This is a genomic window from Streptomyces sp. C1-1 (assembly GCF_050214755.1).
In the GTDB taxonomy this organism is placed as follows: Bacteria; Actinomycetota; Actinomycetes; order Streptomycetales; family Streptomycetaceae; genus Streptomyces.
Genome location: NZ_CP189826.1, coordinates 387,435 through 411,166, shown reverse-complemented (window position 1 = coordinate 411,166; position 23,732 = coordinate 387,435). Strand labels below are relative to the sequence as shown.

23 protein-coding genes are annotated in these 23,732 nt (G+C 70.0%); 10 read left to right on the top strand and 13 right to left on the bottom strand.

The features are described 5' to 3' along the window. Positions 1-270: 270 nt before the first annotated feature. Positions 271-960 carry an alpha/beta fold hydrolase gene (locus tag ACQF4J_RS01855; RefSeq protein ID WP_351805194.1) on the top strand — a complete coding sequence of 230 codons (690 nt, stop codon included), beginning with the start codon at positions 271-273 and terminating at the stop codon, positions 958-960. A 458-nt stretch (positions 961-1,418) separates the two neighbouring features. Here the strand turns inward: ACQF4J_RS01855 and ACQF4J_RS01850 are convergent, their stop codons facing one another. From ACQF4J_RS01850 to ACQF4J_RS01835, 4 genes are all read right to left on the bottom strand, one after another. After that, positions 1,419-2,522, bottom strand: coding sequence for a DNA alkylation repair protein (locus ACQF4J_RS01850; protein WP_351576394.1), 1,104 nt, complete (start codon positions 2,520-2,522; stop codon positions 1,419-1,421). Positions 2,523-2,541: 19 nt separating this feature from the next. Next, positions 2,542-2,847, bottom strand: coding sequence for a hypothetical protein (locus ACQF4J_RS01845; protein ID WP_351576391.1), 306 nt, complete (start codon positions 2,845-2,847; stop codon positions 2,542-2,544). A gap of 182 nt (positions 2,848-3,029) precedes the next feature. After that, the gene (locus ACQF4J_RS01840) at positions 3,030-3,857 is read right to left on the bottom strand and encodes a helix-turn-helix transcriptional regulator (RefSeq protein ID WP_351805200.1); all 828 of its coding nucleotides are present in this window, start codon (positions 3,855-3,857) and stop codon (positions 3,030-3,032) included. A 105-nt stretch (positions 3,858-3,962) separates the two neighbouring features. Then, on the bottom strand, positions 3,963-4,451 hold the full coding sequence (locus ACQF4J_RS01835) for a nuclear transport factor 2 family protein (RefSeq protein WP_351576385.1): 489 nt from the start codon (positions 4,449-4,451) through the stop codon (positions 3,963-3,965). Between the two features lie 213 nt (positions 4,452-4,664). Between ACQF4J_RS01835 and ACQF4J_RS01830 the strand changes: the two genes are divergently transcribed. From ACQF4J_RS01830 to ACQF4J_RS01815, 4 genes are all read left to right on the top strand, one after another. Then, positions 4,665-5,402, top strand: a complete 738-nt coding sequence (locus tag ACQF4J_RS01830) for an SDR family oxidoreductase (RefSeq protein ID WP_351576382.1) — start codon at positions 4,665-4,667, stop codon at positions 5,400-5,402. Between the two features lie 98 nt (positions 5,403-5,500). Further along, positions 5,501-5,740, top strand: a complete 240-nt coding sequence (locus ACQF4J_RS01825) for a hypothetical protein (RefSeq protein ID WP_427164312.1) — start codon at positions 5,501-5,503, stop codon at positions 5,738-5,740. Positions 5,741-6,281: 541 nt separating this feature from the next. Next, on the top strand, positions 6,282-6,755 hold the full coding sequence (locus tag ACQF4J_RS01820; RefSeq protein ID WP_427164311.1) for a hypothetical protein: 474 nt from the start codon (positions 6,282-6,284) through the stop codon (positions 6,753-6,755). Beyond that, the gene (locus ACQF4J_RS01815) at positions 6,740-7,369 is read left to right on the top strand and encodes a hypothetical protein (RefSeq protein WP_351576374.1); all 630 of its coding nucleotides are present in this window, start codon (positions 6,740-6,742) and stop codon (positions 7,367-7,369) included. Before ACQF4J_RS01820 ends, ACQF4J_RS01815 begins: the two co-directional genes overlap by 16 nt. A gap of 237 nt (positions 7,370-7,606) precedes the next feature. On the opposite strand, the gene ACQF4J_RS01810 is transcribed toward ACQF4J_RS01815, so the two are convergent. The 5 genes from ACQF4J_RS01810 to ACQF4J_RS01790 all read right to left on the bottom strand — a co-directional run bounded on the left by ACQF4J_RS01810 (position 7,607) and on the right by ACQF4J_RS01790 (position 11,290). Next, the gene (locus ACQF4J_RS01810; RefSeq protein ID WP_351576371.1) at positions 7,607-7,858 is read right to left on the bottom strand and encodes a hypothetical protein; all 252 of its coding nucleotides are present in this window, start codon (positions 7,856-7,858) and stop codon (positions 7,607-7,609) included. After that, positions 7,855-8,091: a hypothetical protein gene (locus ACQF4J_RS01805; protein WP_351576368.1), complete on the bottom strand. Its 237-nt coding sequence runs from the start codon at positions 8,089-8,091 to the stop codon at positions 7,855-7,857. The genes ACQF4J_RS01810 and ACQF4J_RS01805 overlap by 4 nt, the downstream gene beginning before the upstream one ends. Before the next feature lie 38 nt (positions 8,092-8,129). Further along, positions 8,130-8,384, bottom strand: a complete 255-nt coding sequence (locus ACQF4J_RS01800; RefSeq protein WP_351576365.1) for a hypothetical protein — start codon at positions 8,382-8,384, stop codon at positions 8,130-8,132. A 13-nt stretch (positions 8,385-8,397) separates the two neighbouring features. Next, positions 8,398-10,920, bottom strand: coding sequence for a WD40/YVTN/BNR-like repeat-containing protein (locus ACQF4J_RS01795; RefSeq protein ID WP_427164309.1), 2,523 nt, complete (start codon positions 10,918-10,920; stop codon positions 8,398-8,400). A gap of 115 nt (positions 10,921-11,035) precedes the next feature. After that, on the bottom strand, positions 11,036-11,290 hold the full coding sequence (locus tag ACQF4J_RS01790; protein WP_427164307.1) for a hypothetical protein: 255 nt from the start codon (positions 11,288-11,290) through the stop codon (positions 11,036-11,038). A gap of 266 nt (positions 11,291-11,556) precedes the next feature. Here ACQF4J_RS01790 and ACQF4J_RS01785 point away from each other — a divergent pair, with 266 nt between their 5' ends. After that, positions 11,557-12,072: a hypothetical protein gene (locus ACQF4J_RS01785; protein WP_351576358.1), complete on the top strand. Its 516-nt coding sequence runs from the start codon at positions 11,557-11,559 to the stop codon at positions 12,070-12,072. Between the two features lie 53 nt (positions 12,073-12,125). On the opposite strand, the gene ACQF4J_RS01780 is transcribed toward ACQF4J_RS01785, so the two are convergent. Then, a complete protein-coding gene (locus ACQF4J_RS01780) occupies positions 12,126-12,869 on the bottom strand; it encodes a CbtA family protein (RefSeq protein ID WP_427164305.1) in 744 nt (247 codons plus the stop codon). A gap of 19 nt (positions 12,870-12,888) precedes the next feature. Beyond that, positions 12,889-13,110, bottom strand: a complete 222-nt coding sequence (locus ACQF4J_RS01775) for a CbtB domain-containing protein (protein ID WP_351576352.1) — start codon at positions 13,108-13,110, stop codon at positions 12,889-12,891. A 259-nt stretch (positions 13,111-13,369) separates the two neighbouring features. Between ACQF4J_RS01775 and ACQF4J_RS01770 the strand changes: the two genes are divergently transcribed. Then, positions 13,370-13,963 (top strand): histidine phosphatase family protein, encoded by a 594-nt coding sequence (locus ACQF4J_RS01770; RefSeq protein WP_351576349.1) that lies wholly within the window; start codon positions 13,370-13,372, stop codon positions 13,961-13,963. A gap of 335 nt (positions 13,964-14,298) precedes the next feature. Here the strand turns inward: ACQF4J_RS01770 and ACQF4J_RS01765 are convergent, their stop codons facing one another. Next, a complete protein-coding gene (locus ACQF4J_RS01765) occupies positions 14,299-17,187 on the bottom strand; it encodes a glycosyl hydrolase family 95 catalytic domain-containing protein (protein WP_427164303.1) in 2,889 nt (962 codons plus the stop codon). A 135-nt stretch (positions 17,188-17,322) separates the two neighbouring features. Beyond that, entirely contained in the window at positions 17,323-19,554 is a 2,232-nt protein-coding gene (locus tag ACQF4J_RS01760) for an alpha-L-fucosidase (protein ID WP_351805214.1), read from the bottom strand. 434 nt (positions 19,555-19,988) lie between these two features. Here ACQF4J_RS01760 and ACQF4J_RS01755 point away from each other — a divergent pair, with 434 nt between their 5' ends. Genes ACQF4J_RS01755 through ACQF4J_RS01745 form a run of 3 tightly spaced genes read left to right on the top strand, consistent with a single transcriptional unit; the run spans position 19,989 to position 23,707 of the window. Continuing rightward, on the top strand, positions 19,989-21,053 hold the full coding sequence (locus ACQF4J_RS01755) for a sugar ABC transporter substrate-binding protein (RefSeq protein WP_351576340.1): 1,065 nt from the start codon (positions 19,989-19,991) through the stop codon (positions 21,051-21,053). A gap of 43 nt (positions 21,054-21,096) precedes the next feature. Then, entirely contained in the window at positions 21,097-22,659 is a 1,563-nt protein-coding gene (locus ACQF4J_RS01750) for a sugar ABC transporter ATP-binding protein (protein ID WP_351576337.1), read from the top strand. A 4-nt stretch (positions 22,660-22,663) separates the two neighbouring features. Further along, positions 22,664-23,707: an ABC transporter permease gene (locus ACQF4J_RS01745; RefSeq protein ID WP_351576522.1), complete on the top strand. Its 1,044-nt coding sequence runs from the start codon at positions 22,664-22,666 to the stop codon at positions 23,705-23,707. Positions 23,708-23,732 lie beyond the last annotated feature (25 nt).

The following is a 23,732-nucleotide window of genomic DNA, read 5'->3' as shown; positions in this document are numbered from 1 at the left end:
TCGATCTTGCCTGGGCCATCGACCCTTGGGCCGCCGGCTCGCGTGACGGGGTCGAACACGAACCGGGGAGCGCGGATGAGGCGGTCATTCGACTGATGTTGTGCTGGGCGCGCCCAGCGACGCTGGTTCTCAACGACAAGAAAGCTCGCGTCGGCGCCCCGGTAGGACACCTTGCACGACGGCCGCCAGCCTGCGGCCCGAGGTTTGCCCCTGCCCCCTGCGCAGGGTCAGTCCCCCGTCCCCGCCGTCTTCACCAACGAAAGAGTCAATGTGATCGACAGCGACGTTCCCTTCCCGACCATGCTCCTGGTCCACGGTGCCTGGCACGGCTCATGGTGCTGGGACGAGTTGCGGGCGGCTCTGCACGCCGCCAACTGGTCCACGCGAACCGTCGACCTGCCCAGCGCCGGACAGGACTGCGGCATGTACGAAGACGCCCAGGCCATACTCGACGAGCTCGGCCGCATCGACGGGCCCGTCGTCATCGTCGCGCATTCCTACGGTGGCATCCCGGTCACCCAGGCCGCCGCCAAGGCCCCCGACGTGGCGCGGATCATCTACCTGGCGGCCTACCAGCTCGATGTCGAAGAGAGTCTGCTCGGGTTTCACGGCGCGCCCCTCCCGGATGAGCCGCACGGCCTGCAACCCGTACCGGATGATCCGCTGACGATGTTCTACGGCGATGTACCCGATGCCGATGCCCGGGAGGCGGTCCAGCGGCTCGTTCCGCAGAGCGTGCGGTCCTTCGGCGAGCCGCCGACACAGGCGGGGTGGCACACCGTCGCGTCGGCATACATCGTCTGCGAGCACGACCAGGCCCTGCCGCCGCAGCACCAGGAGGCACTGGCCACCCGCTCCGGCGAGGTGCACCGGCTCGCCAGTGGCCACTCCCCATTCCTGTCCATGCCACATGAGCTGGCCGCCCTCCTCGCGAAGGTCGCCCTGGGTTCGGCCGGTTGACCCCCGACCGCGGACAGCCCGGCCACCGGCCCCAAAACGCTTCGGGCCAGGCACTTGGCGCCGTAGGGTGCGGCAGGTTCACGCACGCGCCTGGGGCGCGTCTGCCAGGCGATTCGTGGTCGGCGCACCAGGATCGCTTCGTCGACAACACGGTCGCGCTGCTCGCGCAGGAGCAGCGGGCCGGTCTTACGTCCGCGGACATCGATCCGCAGCTCGCCGCGGGAATGATCGTCCAGGGGCGGCGAGGTCATCACCCGCCAGGGCCTCGGCGGAGACGGCGGCGACGACGCCGATGCGGCCCGGGGCCTCGCCCCTGGCTACTGCTGGCACGGTCTGTTCCGCCGTCCGGCGCTCGGGACCCGGTGCGGGCCGCCGGGGACATCGCCCCCTGTTCCCGCCGAGCCGGCCGCGCCTACCCGGCAACCGGACGCGACAGGGATGTACTCGAGGCAAGCCCTTCAGGGTGCCTGGAGTTCGAACTCCGCGCGGTCCGACGTCACGCCGTTGATCTGCAGGGCGACGGCGTGCGGGCCCGGGTGGTAGCGGCGGGTGGTGAGGAGCCGGAAGGAGTGTTCCCGGGTCACCGCGACTGTCTCGTTCGGGGCGAGAGTGCGGGTCGTCAGTTTGAACGTCCTCGTGCTCTGCGAGCCGTTGGCCCTGTGGTGGTGTATCACGTAGTCGATCGCCAGCCGGGCCTTCTCGGCGCCGGTGTTGCGGATGGTCGCGGTGAAGCGGACGCTCCCGCCGAACGGAACACGGGTGTGGTCGACCACCGGTCCGTCGACCTCGAGGGTCGCCGGGGCGAAGCCGAGCAGTTCGAGGGCGCCGGGATGGCCGCGTTTGACGAGTGTGCGCAGCCCGTGGCGCACCAGCCGTTCCGTCGTCGGGGCGGGGGTGTCCAGCCAGCGCCGGGCGGTGGCCACGGCGAGGTCGGCGTGGTCACGGCCGAGGTCGTTGAGGTGGTTGGCGACGGATCGCCGGACGTACTCGCTGTCGTCGCGGTGCAGGGCGTCGAGGACAGGCACGGTCGCGTCGGGGCGGGCGCTGAGCTCCGGCACCCGGACCGCCCACGGCAGGTAGGGCCGGGTGCCCTCCGAGGCGAGGCGGCGCACGTCGGCGTCGGATGACGCCGTCCAACCGGCGACGATCCCGAGCGCCCGGTCCAGGTCGTGCCGCAGCAGGACACGCAGGGCGAACTCGGAGGTCAGTCGCCCGGTGAGGTCGGCCAGGAGCGCCATCGCGTCGTCGAAGGCGGCATCGGTTCCCTCGGCCACGGCCTGTGCGGCGACGGCACTCGTGACCGGCCAGATGAGCCACCCGCCGAACTCCGGCACGGCGTCCCGGGCGGCCCGCACCACGTCCGCCAGCTCGGCGTAGCCGCCCGGTACGTCCGCGAGGAGGGCGTCGCGCAGCAGGTCGGCCCGTTCGCGCAGCGGGAGGGCGTCGAGCCGGTGCGCGGCCGCCCGCAGCGAGGCCGGTTCCACGCCGGGCAGCGCGGTGCGGACGGCCCGGGTCAGCAACCGCGCGGTGTGGCCGTTGATGAGTTCGTCGGCGAAGGGCATGGTCGTCTCCTCTCAGCGGTCAGGGCTCGACGTGCTGGAGCACGGTCGTGAACTGCCAGTCGACGGTGGCGTGGTCGATCGCCTCGTGCACGGGCGAGCCGCCCATCTCGCCGGTGATGCCGGCGGCTCCCGAGCGGGCGTGCTCGATGCTGTCGTAGGCGACGATGTCGAGGACCGTGCCGTCGTCGCGCACGACGATCCGGCGCCACTGGAAGCCGGGCCGGCCCTTGAGGTACTCGTTGATGTCCGCGTTCGCCGCGACGAAGTCCTCCGGCGTGAGCCCGGGCGCGGGGCGGAGGGTGGTGACTTCCAGGATCTCGGGCATGACCGGCTGTCCTTTCCGATGGGGTGGAGGGTGTGGCTGCGGGGTGGAGGGTGCGGCTGGGCGGATGCCGTCCGCCCGCGGCTTCTCCAGCGTGCGTGCCGCCCGGTGGGCGCGAAGGCAGGGCCCACCCCGGTGTACGGCGCCCGGGAAGGGGTCGCGGTCCTAGCGCGGTGACGGGAGGCTCAGGCCGGCTCCGCCATGGAGGCCAGATACGTCAGGGCCTCCTCGCTGCGGCTTCCGGGCTCGGGGGTGCCGACGAGCAGTTGCTGGCCGGGGGCGTCGACCACTTCGAACGTCTGGTAGGTCAGCTCGACGCGGCCCACCTCGGGGTGCACGAACACCTTGAACTTCCGGGTGAGGCCCGCGACGTCGTGGTCGGCCCACAGCGCCTTGAACTGCGGCGAGGCCGTACTGAGTTCGGCGACGAGGTCGGCGATCTCCGGGTCGTCCGGAAAGCGTCCCGCGTTCAGGCGCAGCGCGTACACGCTGCTGCTCAGCTGCAGCTCCCAGTCGGCGAACACCTGCTTGGCCCGGGGGTCGGTGAACAGGACACGCGGCATGTTCCGCTCGGTGCCGAACGGCGACAGCAGCGCGCCGGCGATCGGGTTCGCCGCGAGCACGTCGAGGGCCGGGCCGAGCACGTATGCCGCCGCCCGGGTGAAGGTCTCAAGCAGCCGCAGCAGCGACGGGTGCACGAGGTCCCGAGGACTGTCCGGGCCCAGCCGGGGATTGAGACCCGCCAGCCGGAACAGGTGCTCGCGTGCCTCGGGCGCGAGGCGCAGGGCGTGCCCGAGGGCATCGACCACCGGGGCGGACGGGTTGCGCTCGCGTCCCTGCTCGAGACGGGCGTAGTAGTCCGCGCTGACCCCGGCGAGCACGGCGACCTCCTCGCGCCGCAGGCCGCGGACGCGTCGCCCGGAGACCCCGCCGGCCAGTCCCGCGTCGCCCGGCTCCACACGTGAGCGGCTCGCGCGGAGGAAGGCACCGAGCTCGTTGTCGCGTGGGGTCATGTCACCGATGCTAACCTCGCCCGCCGCGTCGGTGATCCGCTGGTTCGGGACCGTCAGCCGCCTGATCACGGACGCTCTCCCGCCCTCGCCCTCCGCGGCGCCCGGTCAGAGCCCCGGTATGACATACGGCATGTCCAGCAGGATCCGGTGCCCCACGATCTTCCACTCGCCGTCGATCCGGCGCAGGTCGGTGTCGTAGTACCCGGACTCGATGGGTTGCACGGTGCCTTGGGAGCCGAAGGTTCCCTCCGCCCACCCGCCCTCGGGGCGCGCGGCGGCCTGCACGCGGAAGACGATGAACTGGGCGTTCATGTGGGCGCGGTCACCGTCGACCTGGATGACGTGGTCGGCGGTCACATGGTGGCTGGAGCCGCCCACGGGGTGCGGGGCCATGTAGTGGTCCACCGCGTACTCCACGGCCGCCCCGCCGATCATGGGCGGCGCGACCGGCGCGTGGCTGCCGGGGCCCGTCTTGGAGAAGCTCTGCACGACCGCGTCGTCGGTGAACAGCGCCCCCTGGGTCTTGCCGTCGCGCTGGTCCGTGGCCCGTACATAGCGCGCCAGAACCTCCTGGATCTTGCGCTCGTCGCTCATGGCGGTCCTCTCCTGTCGTACCGGGGACCCGTCCGGGCTCCGGCCGGCGTCTCCCACCGGTTCCCCCAGCCTCCATCCGCGCCCCACGGCGAAGAAGGGTCCGTGAGCCTGGGTGTGTGGCACCCAGGTTCATGGTCCCTTCCCCGACCTTCGCCGATGCGGTGAAGTCGAAGGCGCGGCAGCCGCCGTCTAGGTACACCTGGAGGAGTACGCATGGCCACGCCAGCAGAATCGAAGACCGTCCTGATCACCGGTGCCAGCAGCGGCATCGGCGAGGCCACCGCGCGTCGGCTGGCCGGGGCCGGTCACCGGGTACTCCTCGGCGCGCGCCGGACCGAGCGTCTGGCCGCCCTGAGCGAGGAACTGCGGGCGGCCGGCGCGTCGGTGGCCCACCGCGGGCTGGACGTCACCAGCCTCGACTCCGTGCGCGCTTTCGCCGCCGCCGGCGTGGAGGAGTACGGCGGTATCGATGTGCTGATCAACAACGCCGGAGTGATGCCGCTGTCCCCGATCGAGGACCTGCGCATCGCCGAGTGGGAGCGGATGATCGACGTCAACCTGCGCGGTGTGCTCCACGGGATCGCCGCCGTGCTGCCGCAGATGCGGCGGCAGGCAGGCGGTCACATCGTCAACGTGTCGTCGGTGTCGGGGCACCGGGTGGATCCGACCGCCGCCGTCTACAGTGCCACCAAGTTCGCCGTGGCTGCCGTGTCGGAGGGGCTGCGGCAGGAGAGCCGGGACATCCGGGTCACCGTCGTCAGCCCCGGATTCACACAGAGCGAGTTGACGCACCGCGGAGGTTCACCGGAAGCCCAGGGCGCCGCCCGCGCGGCGGCCGAGCACCTGGCGATCCCCGCCTCGGCCATCGCCGACGCGATCGCCTTCGCCATCGACCAGCCGGCGAACGTCGACGTCAACGAACTCATCGTCCGCCCCACGGCACAGGGCTGACGGCCGGGGCGCCGAGGCCGCTCCGTGCCCGGCGGCGGCATGACCGCGACCGGGAGGACTCCGGCCATGCCAACACTGACCGCCAACCGCTCGAAGCGATGACCGAAGCCGTCCATGCCGTCGCCGTGCTGGTGCGTACGCTCGACCTTCCTCCCGAGCTGGTGAAAGACCAGGAGGAGTTGCTGTGCCGCTTCCGGGTGGCCGTCGACGAGCCCGCGTCGTCCCGGCTCTGGTCGACGGCCGTGGCGACTGCGGGCAGCTCCGGAAAGGGGCGGTCCGCGATCCGATGCGCCTGTTCGATCGTCAGCGTCCGGGGCGGCGCCGTCCCCGACAAATGACCGGGAATCTGCGGGGGACGGACTCGCGGATCGTCACCAACGGTTGGTGAACTCGGCCCTGGCGACCAGGGGCGCCGGCGCGGGGCCGGCAGCTCGGGGTCGAACCGGAAGACCACCTGACGCCAGTGCATCCCGTCTGCCGATCAGTTGCGCGGAAGCCCGCGCAGGCCACCGTCGTTTCCCGGGACGGGGCGGACCGCGGCGCCGTGATCTGGCCGGGCGCCGGCCACCCGTCGTTCGTCATGCTCGCGGGTGGCGAGGGGTCTGTGACGTAGGGAGGTGGGGTGCCGTCACGGCCCGTCTCAGTGGGAACAGGCAAGTTCACGGGCGCATCGGGTGCCGGAGCGCGGATGCCCGGTGGCGAACCCAAAGTCACGTGCTGTTTGAGAGGCGCCCCGACCACCCTCGCTGCCTCGGAGGACTCCCGCCGGCACCGTGAGCTGCTGGACAGCTTTGTCGGCGGCCTCGGCCGCGATCTCATGCGTCAATCTGTCTCAGATTGTTCTACCAATGGCCGTATGACCCTGTTTTGATCATGGCCATGAAGAAGATCACCACTCTCGCTGCCACCGGGCTGATATGTGCCAGCACGTTCCTGGGAACCGCGCACGCCGCACCGATGCCTGCCCAGCCACATCCCTGGGACCACCGGGTCAAGTGCGAGACCAAGGACCCCGATGACCGCAAGATCGTCGCCCGCTACGGGAACTCCGAGTTCGGCTGGAAGCACTTCAGCGGGCCCCACAACATCAAGAAGTGCTCCACTCTCTACGCCGCCCTGCACGGCGAGGTAGACCGCAAATCCGAGCAGGGGCGAAAGCTCGAATACGATGCCATCGAGTTCGAGACCGGTGTCCCCCGCCCCCGGCAGGTCAAGATCACCGTCGTGGTATGGCAGGCCAGGAAGAGCCTGGATGGCCGGTACGACGCCGGGAGGGGAAACACCATCGGCGTTATCACGGTCTACTGCCACAACCAGCGAGGAAACAAGTGTCCAGCATGGGCGAAGCTCTGACCGCAGCTGAGCGGAGGCAGGAGCAGGCGGCGCTGTGCCGTCTCCTCCTGCACTACACCGCATCTCCTTTCGCGCCGTATGCCTGGGTGCGGGGCTGCCCGCCCTGGCCCCAGGGGCTGCGGGTGGCCGTGCACTGCGGTGAAGAGACGGAAGGGATCGACTTCCTGTACGAGCTTCCGTTCGGAATGCTGCCTGCGGCGGTACCGGGTGCGCTCGCGCAGGTGGTGAGCGGCCTGCAGCTGTATTCCAGCTCCAAGGTGAAGGACGTGATGGGCATGAATCACGTGCGCCTGGATGTGGAGAAGATCCCCCTGGCGGATCTGGGCGAGGGGGCACAGGCGGTCGAAGCGCTGCGGCAGTTGGCTGAGACGTACGAAGAAGACGACGAGGGCGAGCCGTTCCTGCTCGGGTTCCTGATGCGTCCGGCGCACACGCTGCGGCTCTACGTCAACTCGCCCGAGCGGAAGGTGTGGGCGGTGGACGTGCCGGTGTCGCGTACGGGGCCCGGTCTGCTGGGGGCTGTTCAGTCCCCGGGGTACCTGAACAACCCCCACCTGCACCGCCCGTCTGACGACCCGCACGCCGACGTTGTCATCGACCTGACCGACTACTGATGCAGACCGTCGTCCGCCTGACGGCTGCGCCGCGACCGCGGAGCGCCGGCCCCGAAGTCTCGCCGGCTCGCATCGCTGATGTGCCGCTACACCGGACGGGCCGTCCGCTCCAGGTTCGTCATTGCCTGCCACCCCTCCGTAGGGGCGACGCCGCCCGCCCTCCAGCACGGCACGGTCGCCACCGAGTTGAAGGTCCCGAGATGGGGGGCTGGGGGAGTGGGACGGGCGGGCGCGCGTTCAGGTTCCTGCGGTGCGCCGCCTGACGAGACGGACGAGGACGGCGGTCGCCACCGCCGAGCCGGCGACCAGCGGGATGTCGATCAGCAGGAACTCCCAGCCGATCTCGAACTCCCCGCTGATCACCGTGGCGACGACGCCGAGGGCCACGGCGAGCCCGGCGCCGGCCCAGCGGGGCAGGCCGGGGCGGAGCAGCGCGACGAACAGGCCCAAGGCGATGCCGGCCGCGATCGGGAACAGTTCGCTGCTCATGGTCCGACCTCTTCTTCGGCGGGTGCCGCGCCGGCGGACAGCGCGCCTCCGGCCTCCGTCTGTCCGGGCAGTTCGGTGAAGGCGGGCGGCTCCTGCACGAGGCCACCGCTCGCGGTCAGGCCCACGGGGGCCGGCCCCGCGTCCAGAGCCGAAGCGGCGCTTTGCGGTGCCTCACTGGTTGTCGAGACCGACACGGGCTGGTCGGGTGTGCTGGTTTCGATGGTGATGCGCATGGGTGTTCTGCCCTTCCGCCGACCCTGGCCGGCCGGGGTCAGTTGAGGACGGCGTAGCGGCCCTCGAAGGTGACGGTGTTCTGGGTGAGGTTCTTGACGGTGATCCAGTACGTGGCCCGGTCGGCGGAAGCGCGCTCGACGGCGACGTCCCAGTCGACCTGCGGGGCGCCGGGCGCCGCTGACGTGGGCACCATGTACCAGACGACGTGCCAGGACGTGGGCCAGTTGAAGGTGAACCAGCGCTGGGTCGCGCCGGGCGACAGGGTTCCCGTGAACTGGGTGTTGGTCCACATGACCGTTCCCCTCTCAGTAGCGGCTGAGGATCTCGTAGCGGCCCTCGAAGGAGACCGGCTCCTGGGTGAGGTTCCTGACGGTGATCCAGTAGGTGACGTACTCGTTGGAGGCGCGCTCCACCTGGGTGGTCCAGCTGACCTGGGGCGCGCCGGGGTGCACGGTGGTCGGCATGACCGTCCACAGGACGTGCCAGGTGGCGGGCCAGTTGAAGGTGAACCAGCGCATGGTGGCGCCCGCGGCGAGTGTGCCCGTCCACTGGGTGCCGCATACCGGCTGGGTCATCCAGCCGTCGACGGGCACCTCCCACACACCGCGGTTGCGGGTGCCGGCGCGCAGCACGCGTGCGTGCGGGTGCAGGATGATGTCGCCGATGAACGCATTGGGCAGCCCGGTGCCGAACTGCTGCCAGCTCGCGCCCCCGTCGGTGCTCTGGTACACGCCCAGGTCGGCGGCGACCCAGAGGCGGGAGCGGTTGCGTGGGTCGACCTCGACGGCGTTGAGCGGCAGGCTCGGCAGTCCGGTCGTGGAGCGGTCGGTCCAGTTGCTGCCGCCGTCGGTGGACTGCCAGATGCGGCCGCCGCCGAGCGAAGTGTGGGTCACCCACAGGCGGTTGGTGTCGACGGGGTCGACGTGGATGTCACTGATCCAGGCCGAGGCGCGCGGTGTGGTGAGCGCGGTGAGGGTGCCCCAGGCCGCGCCGGACCAGGTGGTGCGGAAGATGCGGCCGTCGGTGGTGCCGACGAGGACCTGGTCGGCGTGCGGGATGTACATGGCGCTCGCCGTGGCCGCGCTCGGGAAGGCCAGGCGGGTCCAGGTGGCGGCGTTGTCCCGCGACACATACAGCGCCCCTCCGCCCAGTGCGACCGTGGTGCCGTTGGTGGCGCTGGTCTCCAGCGGCGGGTAGAACAGCGAGCCCTCGCCGGACGGCAGGGTCGGGGACTGGTTGGTCCAGGTGCCCGGGTCGCCCCGGCTGAGGGAGCGTTCGGGGCTCATGCCGAAGAACGTGTGGAAGACGGTGCGCGGATCGGTGCGGTAGACGGCGACGTCGCCGCCGTCGCCGTCCTGGGAGTGCGTCCACACGGACGACCCGGTCCAGCGGTTGGTGCCGTTGTCCTGGGTGCCGCCGATCACCCAGCGCGAGGAGCCGAAGTCCTGGGCCAGGTACTCGAATTCGGTGATGGTCAGCCCGTTGTTGAGGTGCTGCCAGGTGACGCCGCGGTCCGGGCTGCGAAACAGTCCGCCGTCGTTGCCGACGTAGATCGCGTCGGGGCTGCCGCTCTCGAAGGCGATGGCGTGCTGGTCGGGGTGGATCGAGTCGCCGGTCGCGCCCTTGTTGGAGATGGTCTGCCAGGTCCAGGTGGAGCCGGACAGGTCGCCCCGGTAGGCCTCGATGGCGCCCAGGTAGATCCGGCCCGCCTGATCGGGGGCGACGGCGAGGAACCAGTCGTACCAGGCCTGCCCGGTGGAGGCGCCGGCCGGCGGTGTCACCGCGGACCAGGTGCCGCCGGCCCGCCGCCACAGCCGTGCCGTCGTGCCCGAGGCGCCCCATGCGTAGGCGATGCTGCTGTCGGAGCGGGCGATGGCGGTGGCGAGCCGGTCGAAGGAGGCCGGTGCGCCCGGCAGTGTGACGGCGGTCCAGGTGGTGCCGCCGTCGGCGGAGCGGAACAGGCCGTCCTGGCAGGCCGCGAGGGCCTCGCCGGCGACGACGGACAGCGACCAGGTCCGGGTGGAACGGCGCCGGGTCCAGGTCGCGCCGCCGTCCGTCGATACGTACAGCCCGCCGGTGGTCGCCGCGTGCACGGTGCCGGGGCGCGAGGCGTCGAAGGCCAGGTCGTAGAAGCCCTGCCCGACAAATGGTGTGGTCGCCAGCGGCGACCACTTGGTGCCGCCGTCGGTGGAGCGCAGCACTCCGGTGCCGAGCCAGGACCACCAGTTGCCCTCGCCCGTGCCCGCCAGCACGGTCGAGGGGTTCGCCGGGTCGTAGGCGAGCGCGCCGACGGTCAGGGTGGCCGCGTCGTCAGTGCGCGGTGCCCAGGAGGTCCCACGGTCATAGCTCTCCCACACGCCGCCGTTCGCGGCGCCGACCAGGAGATGGGCCGCGTTGCCCGGGTCGGTGGCGATCGCCGAGACACGGCCGGAGACGTTGACGCGGCTCGCGCCGTACGTCTGCCCGCCCGGCACCGTCCACGGGCCGAGCGAACGCCAGGCCGGGCCGACCGCGGCGGGTCCGGCCAGGGCCTCGGCCGTCTGCTGGTACTCGGCCGCCACGCCGCCGGGCTCGGCGGTGGGCGCGGTCTGCGGGCCCACGGCGCGCTCGATGAGGGCATTCGTCCCATCGGCGTCGAGTTCCGGCGCGGCGAGCGCGACCTGTGCGGCGGCGTGTTCGCCGAGACCCGCCCGGGTCAGTTCCTGCACCAGCCGGGCCAGCGCCTTGCCGCCGGGCGGGCGCCCCGATCGGCCGGTGGAGCCGCCTTCGGCCGTGACGCCTTCTGCTTCCTGGGGCTCATGTGGTTCGGGATCGTTCGGTCCGCGCATTACTGCACCTCCCCCGAGTCCGGCGCGGCTCAGGCCTGTCCGCCGGTGTGGTGCGTGCGTACGGATGTCCCCCGTGCGCTCCGCCCCTCATCAATCCCACCCCCGTCCACCGCTGTCAATCGGCCTCGGTGTCGCTGGGACCGGGCGTGTCGGGTGGGGCCAACAACGAGCCATTCCGGTGTGATTGGGGGGCGTCTGCGCCGGTTTCGTGCGCCGGTGGAACCTCGTCATCGTCCTCTTCGGGGGTGGCCGAATCCGTGTCCTCGACCGGTTCGCGGGCGCGGAGGAACTGGTGCAGGCGCTCGGCCGCGTGCCCGCCCTGCGGTTCGGCCGACTCCTGGTCCTGGTCCTCGGCGCCTTGCTCGCCCATGGGATGCACGGTACTGCGCTGCACCGCCAAGTCCAGCCTGCGCGGGTGGCAGGGCAGGGGTTCATGCCCGTCAAACCAGAGGTGGCAATGGAAGAGGAACCCAGAACCAGCAGTTGCGTACGGCCAGACCCAGCTCCAGTCCGCTGCCTCGTGCTGGTCGAGGGCGCAGGCATCATGCCGGCGAGAAACTCCGTGGTCATCCACCGCGGGTGCGCTCGTGCCGGTCTGGGACGGTGCCCGGAGCGTGGTCGGCGGCGTAGGGGATCGTGGCGCACAGCGGCGTCCACGCGACGCCGAAGTCGGCCGGCAACGGCCGGCAGGTGACCTCTCTCGCGGCGGCGAAGGCACGGGCCCAGCGCTTCGCGGACGGCCTCGGCCTGCGGGCGGGGGAGGTGATGAGGTTCTCGCGCGACTACTACGTCGAGCTGACGACCTCCGACGGCCACGGTGCCACCGAGGTTCTGGTGGACCCGCACGACGGCGCGGTCCAGCTGGAGTACGGGCCGGCGATGATGTGGAACACCGCGTACGGCATGCACCGCACGGCCACGGGAGCTCACGCCCGGGTCTCCGCGGCCGAGGCCCGCCGGATCGCCCGTCAGTGGCTGAGCGATCACGCGAGGGGGCAGTCACCCGGTTCGGCCGAGGTGTTTCCCGGCTACTACACAATGCACACCCTCGACCACGGCAGCATCACCGGCATGCTGTCCGTCAACTCCTCCACCGGTCGGGTCTGGTACCACAGTTGGCACGGAACGTTCGAGGAGATGAGCGACGACTGAGCGCGGCAAACCGCCGGGCGCGCCCCCGGCGGATCTGCCGCGCTCTTCCGCCGTCAGGCGGCAGGCGCCGCCAGCGGGCTCCTCGCGGTCCTCGGCTCGAGGACGCGCTCGGCCAAGTACCCGAAGAGCAGCCCGAACCCGGCCCACAGCACCGCCTGGATGCCGATGGACGCGAGCCGGAACTCCCACAGATCCGCGGCTGGGAAGTGCCGGGGAATGCTGTCCCCGGCCGGCAGGGTCACCATCGCGACCGCCACCACCGCCACAAAGCTCACACTGGCGGCAATGGAGGCGTTCCAGTTGCCCCAGCGTGGCGCGAGGCGGCGGCCCAGCAGGACCGTCGCGATGCCCAGCAGCACGCTGAGGGCGATCATCAGGAAGAACAGCGCGGTTCGTTTGCCGATGGTGTCCGGGTTGCCGACCGCCGGCGGGTTCGCCGGGTACTTCAGCATCGGCACCAGATACACCGTCAGGAACGCGGCCAGCGCGGTCAGTGCCGCGGTGGCCCGGGCCGAGAAGCGGCCGATACGCCCCAGTGCGAAACAGAACGCCAGGGCGGCGATGCCGCCGATGGCCACGCCGAAGACGAGCACGCCGGTGGCCAGGCCGGCCGTCGACTGCAGACTCCGGCTGACCAACTCCTCGCCGTGCTCATGGGAGTGGGCGGACTCGAACGTGATCGCCGCGTCGACCGGGCCTTCGCCGACCAGGTAGGCGAAGACCAGGGCGGGAACGGCGGCGCCGAGTCCCGCGAGCATTCCGCGCACCAGAAGGGTGCGCACCACAGCGGAATTCATGATGTTCCGGTGTCCCCGCTCAGTGGCACGGGAAGCCGAGCAGGTGACGTGCGTCGTGCACCCACTCGTGCACGCCCTCGCCGGACAGGACGGACGTGGCGCCCTGCTCGGCGCCGACGAAGTACAGCAGGACGAGCATCAGGACGCCGAAGAACACCGCCCACGGGGCGATGGCCCGCAGCGGCAGGGGCGTGACGGTGACCTGGGTCGTGGTGGAAGGGGCGGCAGTGGACTGCGCCATGGCGAGACCTCCTCGGGAACAACGCGTCCCGCGATCGTGTGGAGCACTCGACGACGGCGTTGGGTCTGACTCACCACCACCTCTGGCCGAGGGGTGGCACACAGTGGCGCGACCGTGCCGGGCTTGCACCGGACTTCCGTAGCGCCGTCGTCCTTGTCACCCCGGATGGTAGGGGGTCGGACGCGAGCAGCCAACATGGCGTGTGCCACCTACGATGAAGGGCTTCGCCTGTGACGGTCGCCGTGACGAGAGGGTTTCCATGTCGGTCCGCCTGACCCTGCTGAGTGCCGCGGCCCCCGTGGAACGCGACATCCGCTTCGGCGACACGCCTCTCGACGAAGCGGCGCTGCGGGCGGCACGGGCACTGCCTGCCTCCTTGCGGACGGCGGCTGTGCTGTACGTCGCCCCTTCGCAGCGCTGCCACCAGACCGCGCAGGCGCTCGGGGCGCGCGAGTTCACCGAGGAAGCCGCGCTGCGGGATCTGGACACGGGCCGCTGGGAGGGCCGGTCCCCGGCCGAGATCGTGGCCGCGGATCAGGCGGCGTTCGCGGCGTGGATGACCGATCCCGAGGCGGCCCCGCACGGGGGAGAGTCGGTCGCGGACCTGTGCCGTCGGGTCGCCGCCTGGCTGGAGGGGATGCCGGACGACGTCGGCCGGGTGGTGGCCGTGGTGGAGCAGGCCGTGGCCCGGGCAGCGGTGCTCCACGCTCTGGCCGCGCCCGTCGGGTCGTTCTGGCGCGTCGATGTGCCGCCGTTGGCCGCCGTGCGGCTCACCGGCCGGTCGGGGCGCTGGAACCTGCGGCTGGAGACCCTCGCCGCCGCCCGCGACGACGAAGTGGTCTCAGGGGTGTGACGCCGCGTAGAACGGCATCCTGTGCACGTCGGTGATCTCGATGCTCCGGCCGGTGCGTGGGGCGACCCGCCCGACGGCCGGCTGTTCCCCGTAGATGTTCGTGATTCTGATCGTGCTGCCGCGCCCGCCCTGGTCATGGCGCTGCTCCCCGACCGCGGGACGGACGGGGATTGTGCCTACGCAGCCCCTGTCCAGGAACGGTCGCCGAGCCCTGCCCGGCGTCGCGCTCACGGGCCCCGGCGGCGCGCTGTCGCTGCGGCCCCAGCTGACACGTGATCGCCACCTGGTGCTCAGAGCGCCGATACGGTGCTGGGGCGAGCGTAGAGCGGCGACGGTCAGAGGGCGACCAGCCGCCACTGCTGGTTGGTTCCGTCGCCGACGGGCCACTGGATCACCTTGGCGCCGTTGTCCGCCGATCCGCCGTCCACGTCCGCGCACAGGCCGTTGCGGACGTTGACGAGCCGGACGTATCCACCGCCTGCGTCGACCACCTTCCAGTGCTGGTTGTCGCTGCTGCGGTCCGGCCACTGGATGAGCTGGGCGCCCTGTCCGGAGCCTCCGGGGCTGTCGACGACCTTGCCGCTGCGGCGGGAGACGAGGCGGAAGGAGCCGTCGGCGTCGGGCTGGAGCCGCCACTGCTGGTTCTCGCTGCCGGACCAGCCCCACTGGATGAGGCCGGCGCCGTCGGCGGTACTGCCGCTGGTGACGTCGAGCACCTTGCCGCTGAGCCGGTTCTCGAGCCGGAAGAAGCCGCTGAGCAGGGAGACGGTGAGGTCGGTGCGCTGCCCGGCGGTCAGGGAGACCTTCCTGGCGTGGCTGCCGAGCGAGGAGGCCGTGACGGTCGCGGTCGAGGTCACGGAGGTCATGCCGCGGCGGCTGATCAGCGTGACGTCCTGGTTGACGTCGGAGGTGACGGACAGGGTGGCGGTCCGGGCGTTCAGGTCCCAGGCGAAGCTGTGGATCCGGATCCGGCCTCGGGCCCGTACCCCGGTGATCGCACCCTTCGGCAGCTGGTCGGGCAGCGCGGGCAGGATCTCCAGCACTCCGGGACGGCTGTAGAGCAGGGCCTCGGACAGCACGCCTGGGATGGCGTTCGCCGCGTCGGCGTTGTAGATGTCGAGGTTCGGGTTGTGCGAGGTCATCAGCGACTTGAAGACCATGTTGTTGCCGAGGATCTTGCGCAGGTTGCCGTAGACCTGTCCGCCGTCCTTCAGCCGGGCCCAGGCCAGCGCCCGGTGCAGGCTGCCGTGCGCGGAGATGTTCTGGTCTCCGCGCAGTTCGAGGGCCCGCTGGGCCGGGCGGACCAGGGAAGGTGCGCTCTCGGGGTTGATCTCGTGCAGCGGCCAGGCGCCGTACAGGTGCTGGACGTGCCGGTGGTTGTAGTTGTCGGTGAGGCTCGGCCAGGACCATTCGGCCAGTGCGTTGTCGCCGTTGACGCGGTAGTCCGGGAACTTCTTCAGCAGCGCCGTCCAGCGGGCGACGCCCTGGCCGCCGCCCTGTTCGACCCCGAGGGTGTTGGCCGCGTCGACGGCGGCCTGGAGGGCGTGCTTGCCGGCCATGATGTCGCCGGTGGCGTTGATGGAGAGGTACACGCCGGTGTTGCGGGGGGCGTTCTCCATGGAGAAGGCCGGTACGAACACCGCCTTGCCGTTCGAGTCGGTGCGGGTGAGGAAGTCCTCGTAGAACAGGGCCAGTTCCATCAGCGCGGGGCCGAGCTTGTCGCGCAGGAACGCCTGGTCGCCGGTGACCTGGTAGTACTCCAGGAGTGGGTGGAGCAGCCAGTCGGCGCCGCCGGTCCAGCAGTGGCCGGGGAAGTCGCCGTTGTTGAAGTGGAGCATGTGGCCGTACTCGCCGTCGGTGCGGGAGGGGGCGAGGAAGCCGCGGGCTCCGTAGAGGTTCTTCGCGTTGGTACGCCAGTCGTCGAGCTGGCCCAGGATCAGGTCGAAGTAGCCCTGCATGGACTCGGTCAGGTCGAGGATGTTGCCGCCCGCGACCTGGAGGTTGACGTTGGCGTCGGTGGTGAAGTCGTCGGCCCAGGCGGCGCCCCACGATCCGGCCCAGATGCCGGTCAGGCGGGGTGGCAGGATGCCGCTGGAGCTGAGGAAGAGATAGCGGCCGGAGTCGTAGAGCCGCTCCAGCAGTGCCGTGTCGATGACTGTGCGGTCGGCGTTCTGACGGGCGATCAGTTCACTGACGGAGAGCTGCCGGTCGGCGGCCGGTACGTTCAGGTCGAGTCGTGAGCGGTCGTAGACAGGGGTGTGCAGGGCGGTGTGCCGCGAGAGCAGGGCGGCGTAGTCGGTGGCGAGCGCGGCCAGTTGCGTGTGCAGGGGCTGGGAGTCCCAGCCCGTAGACGACTCGTAGCGGCCCAGCTTCGTCAGCAGCAGCACCTTGGCCGCCTTCGCCACCACGATCGTGGAGCCGTTTACGGTGACCGTGGCGCCGGTGCCGGAGGCGACGACGCGGGTGACGCCCTCGTATCCGAAGGCGCCCTGCCCGGAAGGGTAGGTGCCGCGCAGATTCAGGTAGCCGGAGCCGCCGCTGACGGTGGCGCGCGTGGTGAAGCTCATGTTGCTGGGAACCCCGGTGAGCGCGGTGTTGGCGCTCAGCGTGGTGTCGACGGTACGCCCGGCAGCGGGCGTCAGCTCATGGACGATCACCTTGTCCGCCCGGGAGACGAACGCCCGCCGGGTCCACGTGCCGAACTGGTCCGTCCAGCTCGAACTCACTTCGCCGGTGCGGAAGTCAGTGACCCGGCCGTAGTTGTTGACCGTGGTCATGCCGGGCGTGTCGATCTGCAGTTCGTACGCCGGGTGGTAGGCCTGCGTCCAGCGCAGCGACCAGCCCGCGGCGAAGTCCCGGTTGGCGCCCGCGTAGTCACCCGCGAGTGCCTTGTCGCGGGCGACTTCCAGACGGCCGGAGATCACCGGTGGGGTCACACCGCGGGTCCCGTTCGGCAGGACCAGCCGCTGATAGTTGAAGACCACCTTCTCCAAGGCGGGGGCGCCGTGCAGCACGGCACCGTATGCGCCGTTGCCGGTGAGGAAGCCGTCGGTCCAGGAGGAGGCCGGGGATGTGTCGTGGATGCCCCGCTCGGGGAGGGTGATCTGCGGGGGGACGGCCGCCTCTGCCCTGCCCGAGAGCAGGCTGCCTGGCAGGCCCGCGGCTCCCGCGGTCAGTGCGGCCGCGGTGAGGAACCGTCTGCGGTCTATGGCGCTGTCCGTCAAGGGGACTCCTGTGTCCGGTCGGCGGTGCGTGGTCGTGGGGGAGCGGAGCGGTGACTCACCGTTGTGGTGGCCCACCGCCGCCCGGTCGACTTGGAGCGGAATCCGGGCGGCGGCGGGGGGCCGTGGGGAAAGGGATCAGACGGCCGTGAAGGACCACAGCAGGTTGGTGCTGCTGCCGTACGTCCACTGCTTGGTGACGGAGCCCGAGTCGACGTTGCCGCCGCCGTCGAGGACCAGGCCGGTGGTGCGGTTGGCGATCGAGTAGTGGTCGCCGCCCCGGTGGGTGATCTTCCACTGCTGGTTGGTTCCGCCGTTCCAGGGAGCCTGCCGGGCCGGAGAGCCGTTGTCGGTGGCGCCCCAGCCGTCGGCGACCATGCCGTTGGTCCGGTTGACCAGCTTGTAGTAGCCGCCGCCGACCTCCACTGCCTGCCACTGCAGGTTGGAACTGCCGTTCCAGGTCCACTGCTTGAGGTTGGACCCGGAGGCCACGCCGCCGCCGCTGTCCAGGGCGAGTCCGTCGGTGGCGTTGGTGAGCCGGAAGTAGGTCGCCGGGTTGAACTGGACTCTCAGCGAGGCGATCTGGTCGTTGTTGCCGGTGACCCGCAGGTCGGGGTTCTCGTCGGTGAAGGTCCAGGCGGTGCCGGTGAAGTTGTCTCCGGAGTAGCCGGTCACCTGGTAGCCGGGGGCCGGCCGGAGGGAGGAGAGGGTGCGCGCACCGAGTCCGGCCGCGGTCAGGTCGGCCGCGGTGTAGTCGCCGATGTCGAACACGCCTGCGCTGCCGGTGTAGTTGACGTCCGTGAAGGCGACGGCGCCGGCGAGCGGCCGCAGGCCCGGGATCGGGCCGGAGAAGGTGAGCTTCAGGACGTAGGCGTTGGCACTGTACGGGGCCGAGGACGGCAGGGTGACCGTGAGGCCGGACGAGTTCTGGGCCGGCGTGGGCAGGTCGATGTAGGTGCCCGCGGTGGTGCCGAGGAGCTTCACCGAGGTCAGCGACGAGAGGTTGATCCGGTCCGAGCTGAGCGTCTTGATCGTCAGCGAACTGCCGGGCCAGCCCAGGACGGTGGCGTACAGGACGTTGTTCGTCTTGTTGCGGGTGAAGCGGATGTCCTGCGGCGTGCCGGCGTGCGGGGTGGTGAACGCGCCGCCGCCCATCTTCGTGGGGCCCTCGCCGTACGCCGTCCAGGCGCGGGTCGAGTAGATCGACTCGCCGAAGCGCTTCAGGTGGTCCCCGATGCCGAGCAGGAGGTCCTTCTGCGCCTGGGGGATGGTGCCGTCGGACATCGGCGCGATGTTCAGCAGCATGTTGCCGTTCTTGCTGACCCGGTCGATGAACGAGTGCAGCATCTGCTGGATGGTGTAGTAGCCGATGCCCTGGGTGTAGCACCAGCTGCTGCTGGAGATGCTGTCGTCGGTCAGCCAGTACGGGGTGGTGATGTCGGCCGGGCCGCCGCGCTCGTAGTCGAAGACCTCGCCCTTGGCGTCCATGCCGTCCTTGTAGGTGGCGACGACCTCTTTGCCCCAGCTGTTGGCCTGGTTGTAGTAGTACGAAAGGAAGTTCAGGCGCTGTGTCTCGTCGACGGCGTCCATCCTGAAGTCCTGCCAGAGGATGTCGGGCTGGGCGCGGTCGACGACCTCCTTGAGCTTGTCGTACCAGAGCTGGTTCTCCGCGGTCGAGCCCAGCTGGCCGTAGAGCTTCTTGAGGCTGGGGTCCGTCTGGGCGGGGGCGTACTCGTAGAAGCCGTTGAAGTGGTACGCGTGGTGCATGGCCACCAGCAGCTTGAGGCCCTTGGCGCGGATGGCCGTGGAGAAGAGCTGCAGCAGGTTCAGCCCCGGCCCCTTGTTCACCGAGTTCCACTCGTTGACCTGGCTGTCCCACATCGAGAAGCCGTCATGGTGCTCGGCGACCGGGCCGGCGAACCTGGCGCCGGCGTCGACGAACAGCTGCACCCACTCGTCGGGGTCGAACTTCCCGCCCGCCGACTTCAGCTTCGGCGCGAACTTCACGAAGTTGCCCGCCAGGTCCTGCGCCCCGTTGATGAAGTTGTGGTACGGCCATGCCGACGGCTGGCCGTAGGTCGCGATGTGGTGCTGGTTGGCGTTGCTGCCCGCCTGGTACATGTTGCGCGGGTACCACTCGTTGTCGTAGGCGGGGACGCTGAAGACGCCCCAGTGGAAGTAGATGCCGAACTTGGCGTCCTGGAACCACTCCGGGGCCGGCGGGTGCTGGTCGACCGAGTTCCAGTCGGGCGTGTACGTGCTGGGCGCCGCCTCGGCGATGCCGGCACCGAACACACCTCCGGCAACGGCCGCCGCGGCGACGCAGGTGGCACCGGCAAGGAAGTGGCGTCTGTTGATCGAACTCGACATGGAGACATCCCTGATGCAGAGGGGGACAGGGGAGGGCAGGGCGCCGCTTGTTACGCATGAAGGTCTGCCATGTCTCGCTGGGATGTCAACCGGTGTGCAGGGATGAAAAGCGCCTCGCGGCACGGTCGTTGGACATGCTTGAGGTCGATCTGATGCGATTTGCTACTGCCCAAACATCGCATGTCTGTTAGGGCCCCTTGACTGATTCGGATCATCCGAACGCGAGCATTGATGGGATGGATCTCGGCTCCTCGGTGCCACTCACGCTCGTCTCGTATGAGGTTTGAGCTGGTATTTCAACGCTCATTCGATCGCAGGGGTAGACAGGGAGCCATCGGCACACCTATAAACATCCCATCTCTGCTGTGCGGCGATACGTAGATGTCGTCGAGGCGAAAAATCTCCCGCTACGGGACCGGCGCGAGGAAGCACCGATGAGACTCAGAACCGCCCTCTGTTCCGCCGTCTCCGCCCTGTCCGCACTGACTCTGCTCAGCGCGTGCAGCAGCGGCTCCACCACCTCGGCGTCGTCGGGCGGCAAGCCGCTGGTCGGCGTCGACTACCCGCGTTCCGACACCGACTTCTGGAACTCCTACATCAAGTACACGCCCCAGTACGGCAAGCAGCTGGGCCTGGACCTGAAGACGACCAACTCGCAGAACGACGTCGCCAAACTCACCGCCAACGCACAGACTTTCATCAGCCAGGGCGTCAAGGGCATAGCCATGGCCCCGCAGGACACCGCCGCCATAGCGCCCACCCTCGCGCAGCTGGAGGCGAAGAAGATCCCGGTCGTCACCGTCGACACCCGCCCCGACAGCGGCAAGGTGTTCATGGTCGTACGTGCCGACAACCGTGCCTACGGGGAAAAGGCCTGCCAGTACCTGGGCACCAAGCTCGGCGGCAAGGGCAAGGTCGTGATGCTGGAAGGTGGCCTGGACTCCATCAACGGCCGTGACCGCACAGAGGCGTTCAACGACTGCATGAAGAAGAACTACCCGGGCATCAAGGTGTTCGGCGAGGCCACCAACTGGGACGGCGCCGTCGCCGCCCAGAAGCTGCAGACCGACCTGACGGCCAACCCGGACATCAAGGGCGTCTACATGGAGGCCAGCTTCGCGCTCTCCGGCACGCTCCAAGTCCTGAAGCAGAAGGGCCTGTTGGTGGGCCCGAAGGACAAGAAGCACGTGTTCGTCGTGTCCAACGACGGCATCCCCGAGGAGCTCAAGTCCATCGCCGCGGGCAAGATCGACGCCACGGTCTCACAGCCGGCCGACCTCTACGCCAAGTACGCCCTGTACTACGTCAAGGCCGCGATCGACGGGAAGACGTTCAAGCCCGGCAAGACCGACCACGACAGCACCATCATCCAGGTCCGCGAAGGCGTGCTCGAGGACCAGCTCTCCGCCCCGCTCGTCACCGCCGACGGCGGCACCTACGGCGGCGTACCCAGCGTCAAGAGCGACGACAAGTCGCTGTGGGGCAACAACCTCGGCTGATTCGTCTTCCGGAACAACGGCCCACGAGATCAAGGCGGTTGAGATGAGCGACGGGGAGCGAGCAGTCACTCCCGCGCCCGCTCCGGCGGACGACGGGCGGGCCCCCTCGGACCCGCCCGTCGTCGAGGCGACGGGCATAGTCAAACGATTCGGTCCGACGGTGGCCCTGAACGGCGCCCGGATCACCATCAGGCCCGGCGAGACCCACGCACTGGTCGGGCGCAACGGAGCCGGCAAGTCGACCCTGGTGTCGGTCCTCACCGGCCTTCAGGCCCCCGACGAGGGAACAGTGACCTTCGGCGGCGAGCCGGCCCCGCGGCTCAGCGACCGTGACGCCTGGCGCAGGCGCGTGGCCTGCGTCTACCAGAAGTCGACGATCATCCCCACGCTGACCGTCGCGGAGAACCTCTTCCTGAACCGGCACGACCACGGACAGAGCCGGCTCATCAGCTGGCAGGCCACGCGCCGCCGCGCACAGGACCTGCTGTCGACCTGGTCGGTGGAGGTCGACCCGCAGAGCCCGGCCGCTGATCTCAGCGTGGAGCAGCGGCAGTTCGTCGAGATCGCCCGTGCGCTGTCCTTCGGGGCCCGGTTCATCATCCTCGACGAGCCGACGGCGCAACTCGACGCGGCGGCCATCAACCGCCTCTTCGACCGCATCCGCGACCTGCAACGCCAGGGCGTGACCTTCCTGTTCATCAGCCACCACCTCCAGGAGATCTACGAGATCTGCGACATGGTGACGGTGTTCCGCGACGCCCAGCACATCGTGACCGCGCCGGTCGCGGACCTTCCTCGTGCCGACCTCGTCGCCGCCATGACCGGCGAGGCGGCGGCCGACCGGCGCGAGGAGCGCACGAGCCTCCTCGACTCCGGTGCCACGACCGCACTGAGCGTTCGCGCTCTGCGTGGCGACGCGTACGACGACGTCAGCTTCCGGATCGGGGCCGGCGAGATCGTCGGCCTCGCGGGGGCCGCCGGGAGCGGTCGTACCGAGGTCGCCGAGACCGTCGTGGGACTGCGGGCGGCAGCGGCGGGCGAGGTGGAGATCGCCGGAAGCCGGCCCCGGCCGGGCAGCGTGCCCGCGGCGCTCGCCGCGGGCGCCGGGTTCGTCCCCCAGGACCGGCACCACCAGGGCTTCGTTCCCGACATGTCGATCGCGGACAACGCCACCCTGTCCGTTCCCCGCAGGCTCGGCCAGGGCGGCTTCCTCAACCGCAGCCGCCGGGACCGGCTCGCCGAAGGCTTGATCGAGAACCTCGCGATCAAGACTCCCGGTCCCGAACTGCCCGTCTCCGCCCTGTCCGGAGGCAACCAGCAGAAGGTCGTCATGGCCCGCGCCCTCGCCGACGACCCCCGGCTGCTGGTCCTGATCAACCCGACCGCGGGAGTGGACGTGCGCTCCAAGGAGTTCCTCCTCGACAAGGTCGAGGAGACCGCGGCCACCGGCACCGGAGTGCTCATCGCCTCCGACGAACTCGACGACCTGCGCATGTGCGACCGGGTCCTGGTGATGTTCCAGGGCCGTGTGACCTCGGAGATCGCCCGCGGCTGGCACGACCACGACCTCGTGGCGGCGATGGAAGGAGTGGACCTGCATGCCTGAAGTGATCCCTGAATCCGTCCTCGCGGACACCGCCGCCGCCAAGGGCGCGGAGCCGGCGCCCAAGCGGACCGTGCTGCTCGGCGGCCGGATACCCCTGGCCCGCCTCCGTGACCTGGCACTCGTCCCGGCCATCGTGGTCATCGCGATCGTCGGACAGATCGTCAACCCGGTCTTCCTGCAGGCCGACAACCTCATCAACGTCCTGCAGACCATGTCCGAGATGGCTCTCCTGGTCCTCGCCCAGACGATGATCCTCATCGTCAAGAAGATGGACCTGTCACTGGAGTCCACCATGGGCCTCGCCCCCGGCGTCGCGGCCTGGCTGGTCGTGCCCGTCGGCGCGGGCCACGGACTCGGACTGCTTTCCGGCGCGTGGTCCGTTCCCGTCACCCTGGCCGTCGGCGCGCTCGTCGGCGTGATCAACGCCCTCCTGATCATCCGCTTCGGCCTCAACGGCTTCATCGTCACCCTCGGCATGCTGATCGTGCTGCGCGGTGTCCTCACCGGCATCTCCGGCGGCCAGACCTTCTTCCAGCTGCCGCCGTCGATGCTCTACCTCGGCACGGCCGAATGGTTCGGGATGCCCGCGTCGATCTGGGTCTGCCTGGCACTGTTCGCGGTCGCGATCGTGGTGCTCGGCTGGACGAGCTTCGGGCGTTCGCTGTACGCCATCGGCGGCAACGTCGACGCCGCGAAGGCGGCCGGCATCCGCACCGACCGGGTGCTGTGGATCGTGATCGTCACCGGCAGTGTCCTCGCCGCCCTCGCCGGGCTGATGCTCTCCGGACGCCTGGCCTCGGTGGCCTCCGCGCAGGGCAACGGCTATATCTTCACCGTGTTCGCCGCCGCCGTCATCGGCGGGATCAGCCTCAACGGTGGCAAGGGCACCATGTTCGGGGCCTTCTGCGGCATCCTGCTGCTCTTCATGATCCAGAACGTGCTCACGCTGGCGGGCGTCCCCGCGCAGTGGATCGGCGCTCTCAACGGCCTGATCATCCTGGTCGCCCTCGCCATCTCGCGTATCACGGGCGGCAAGGCCCAGGAGTGAAACCGGCGGGCGTCCAGGACGCCCG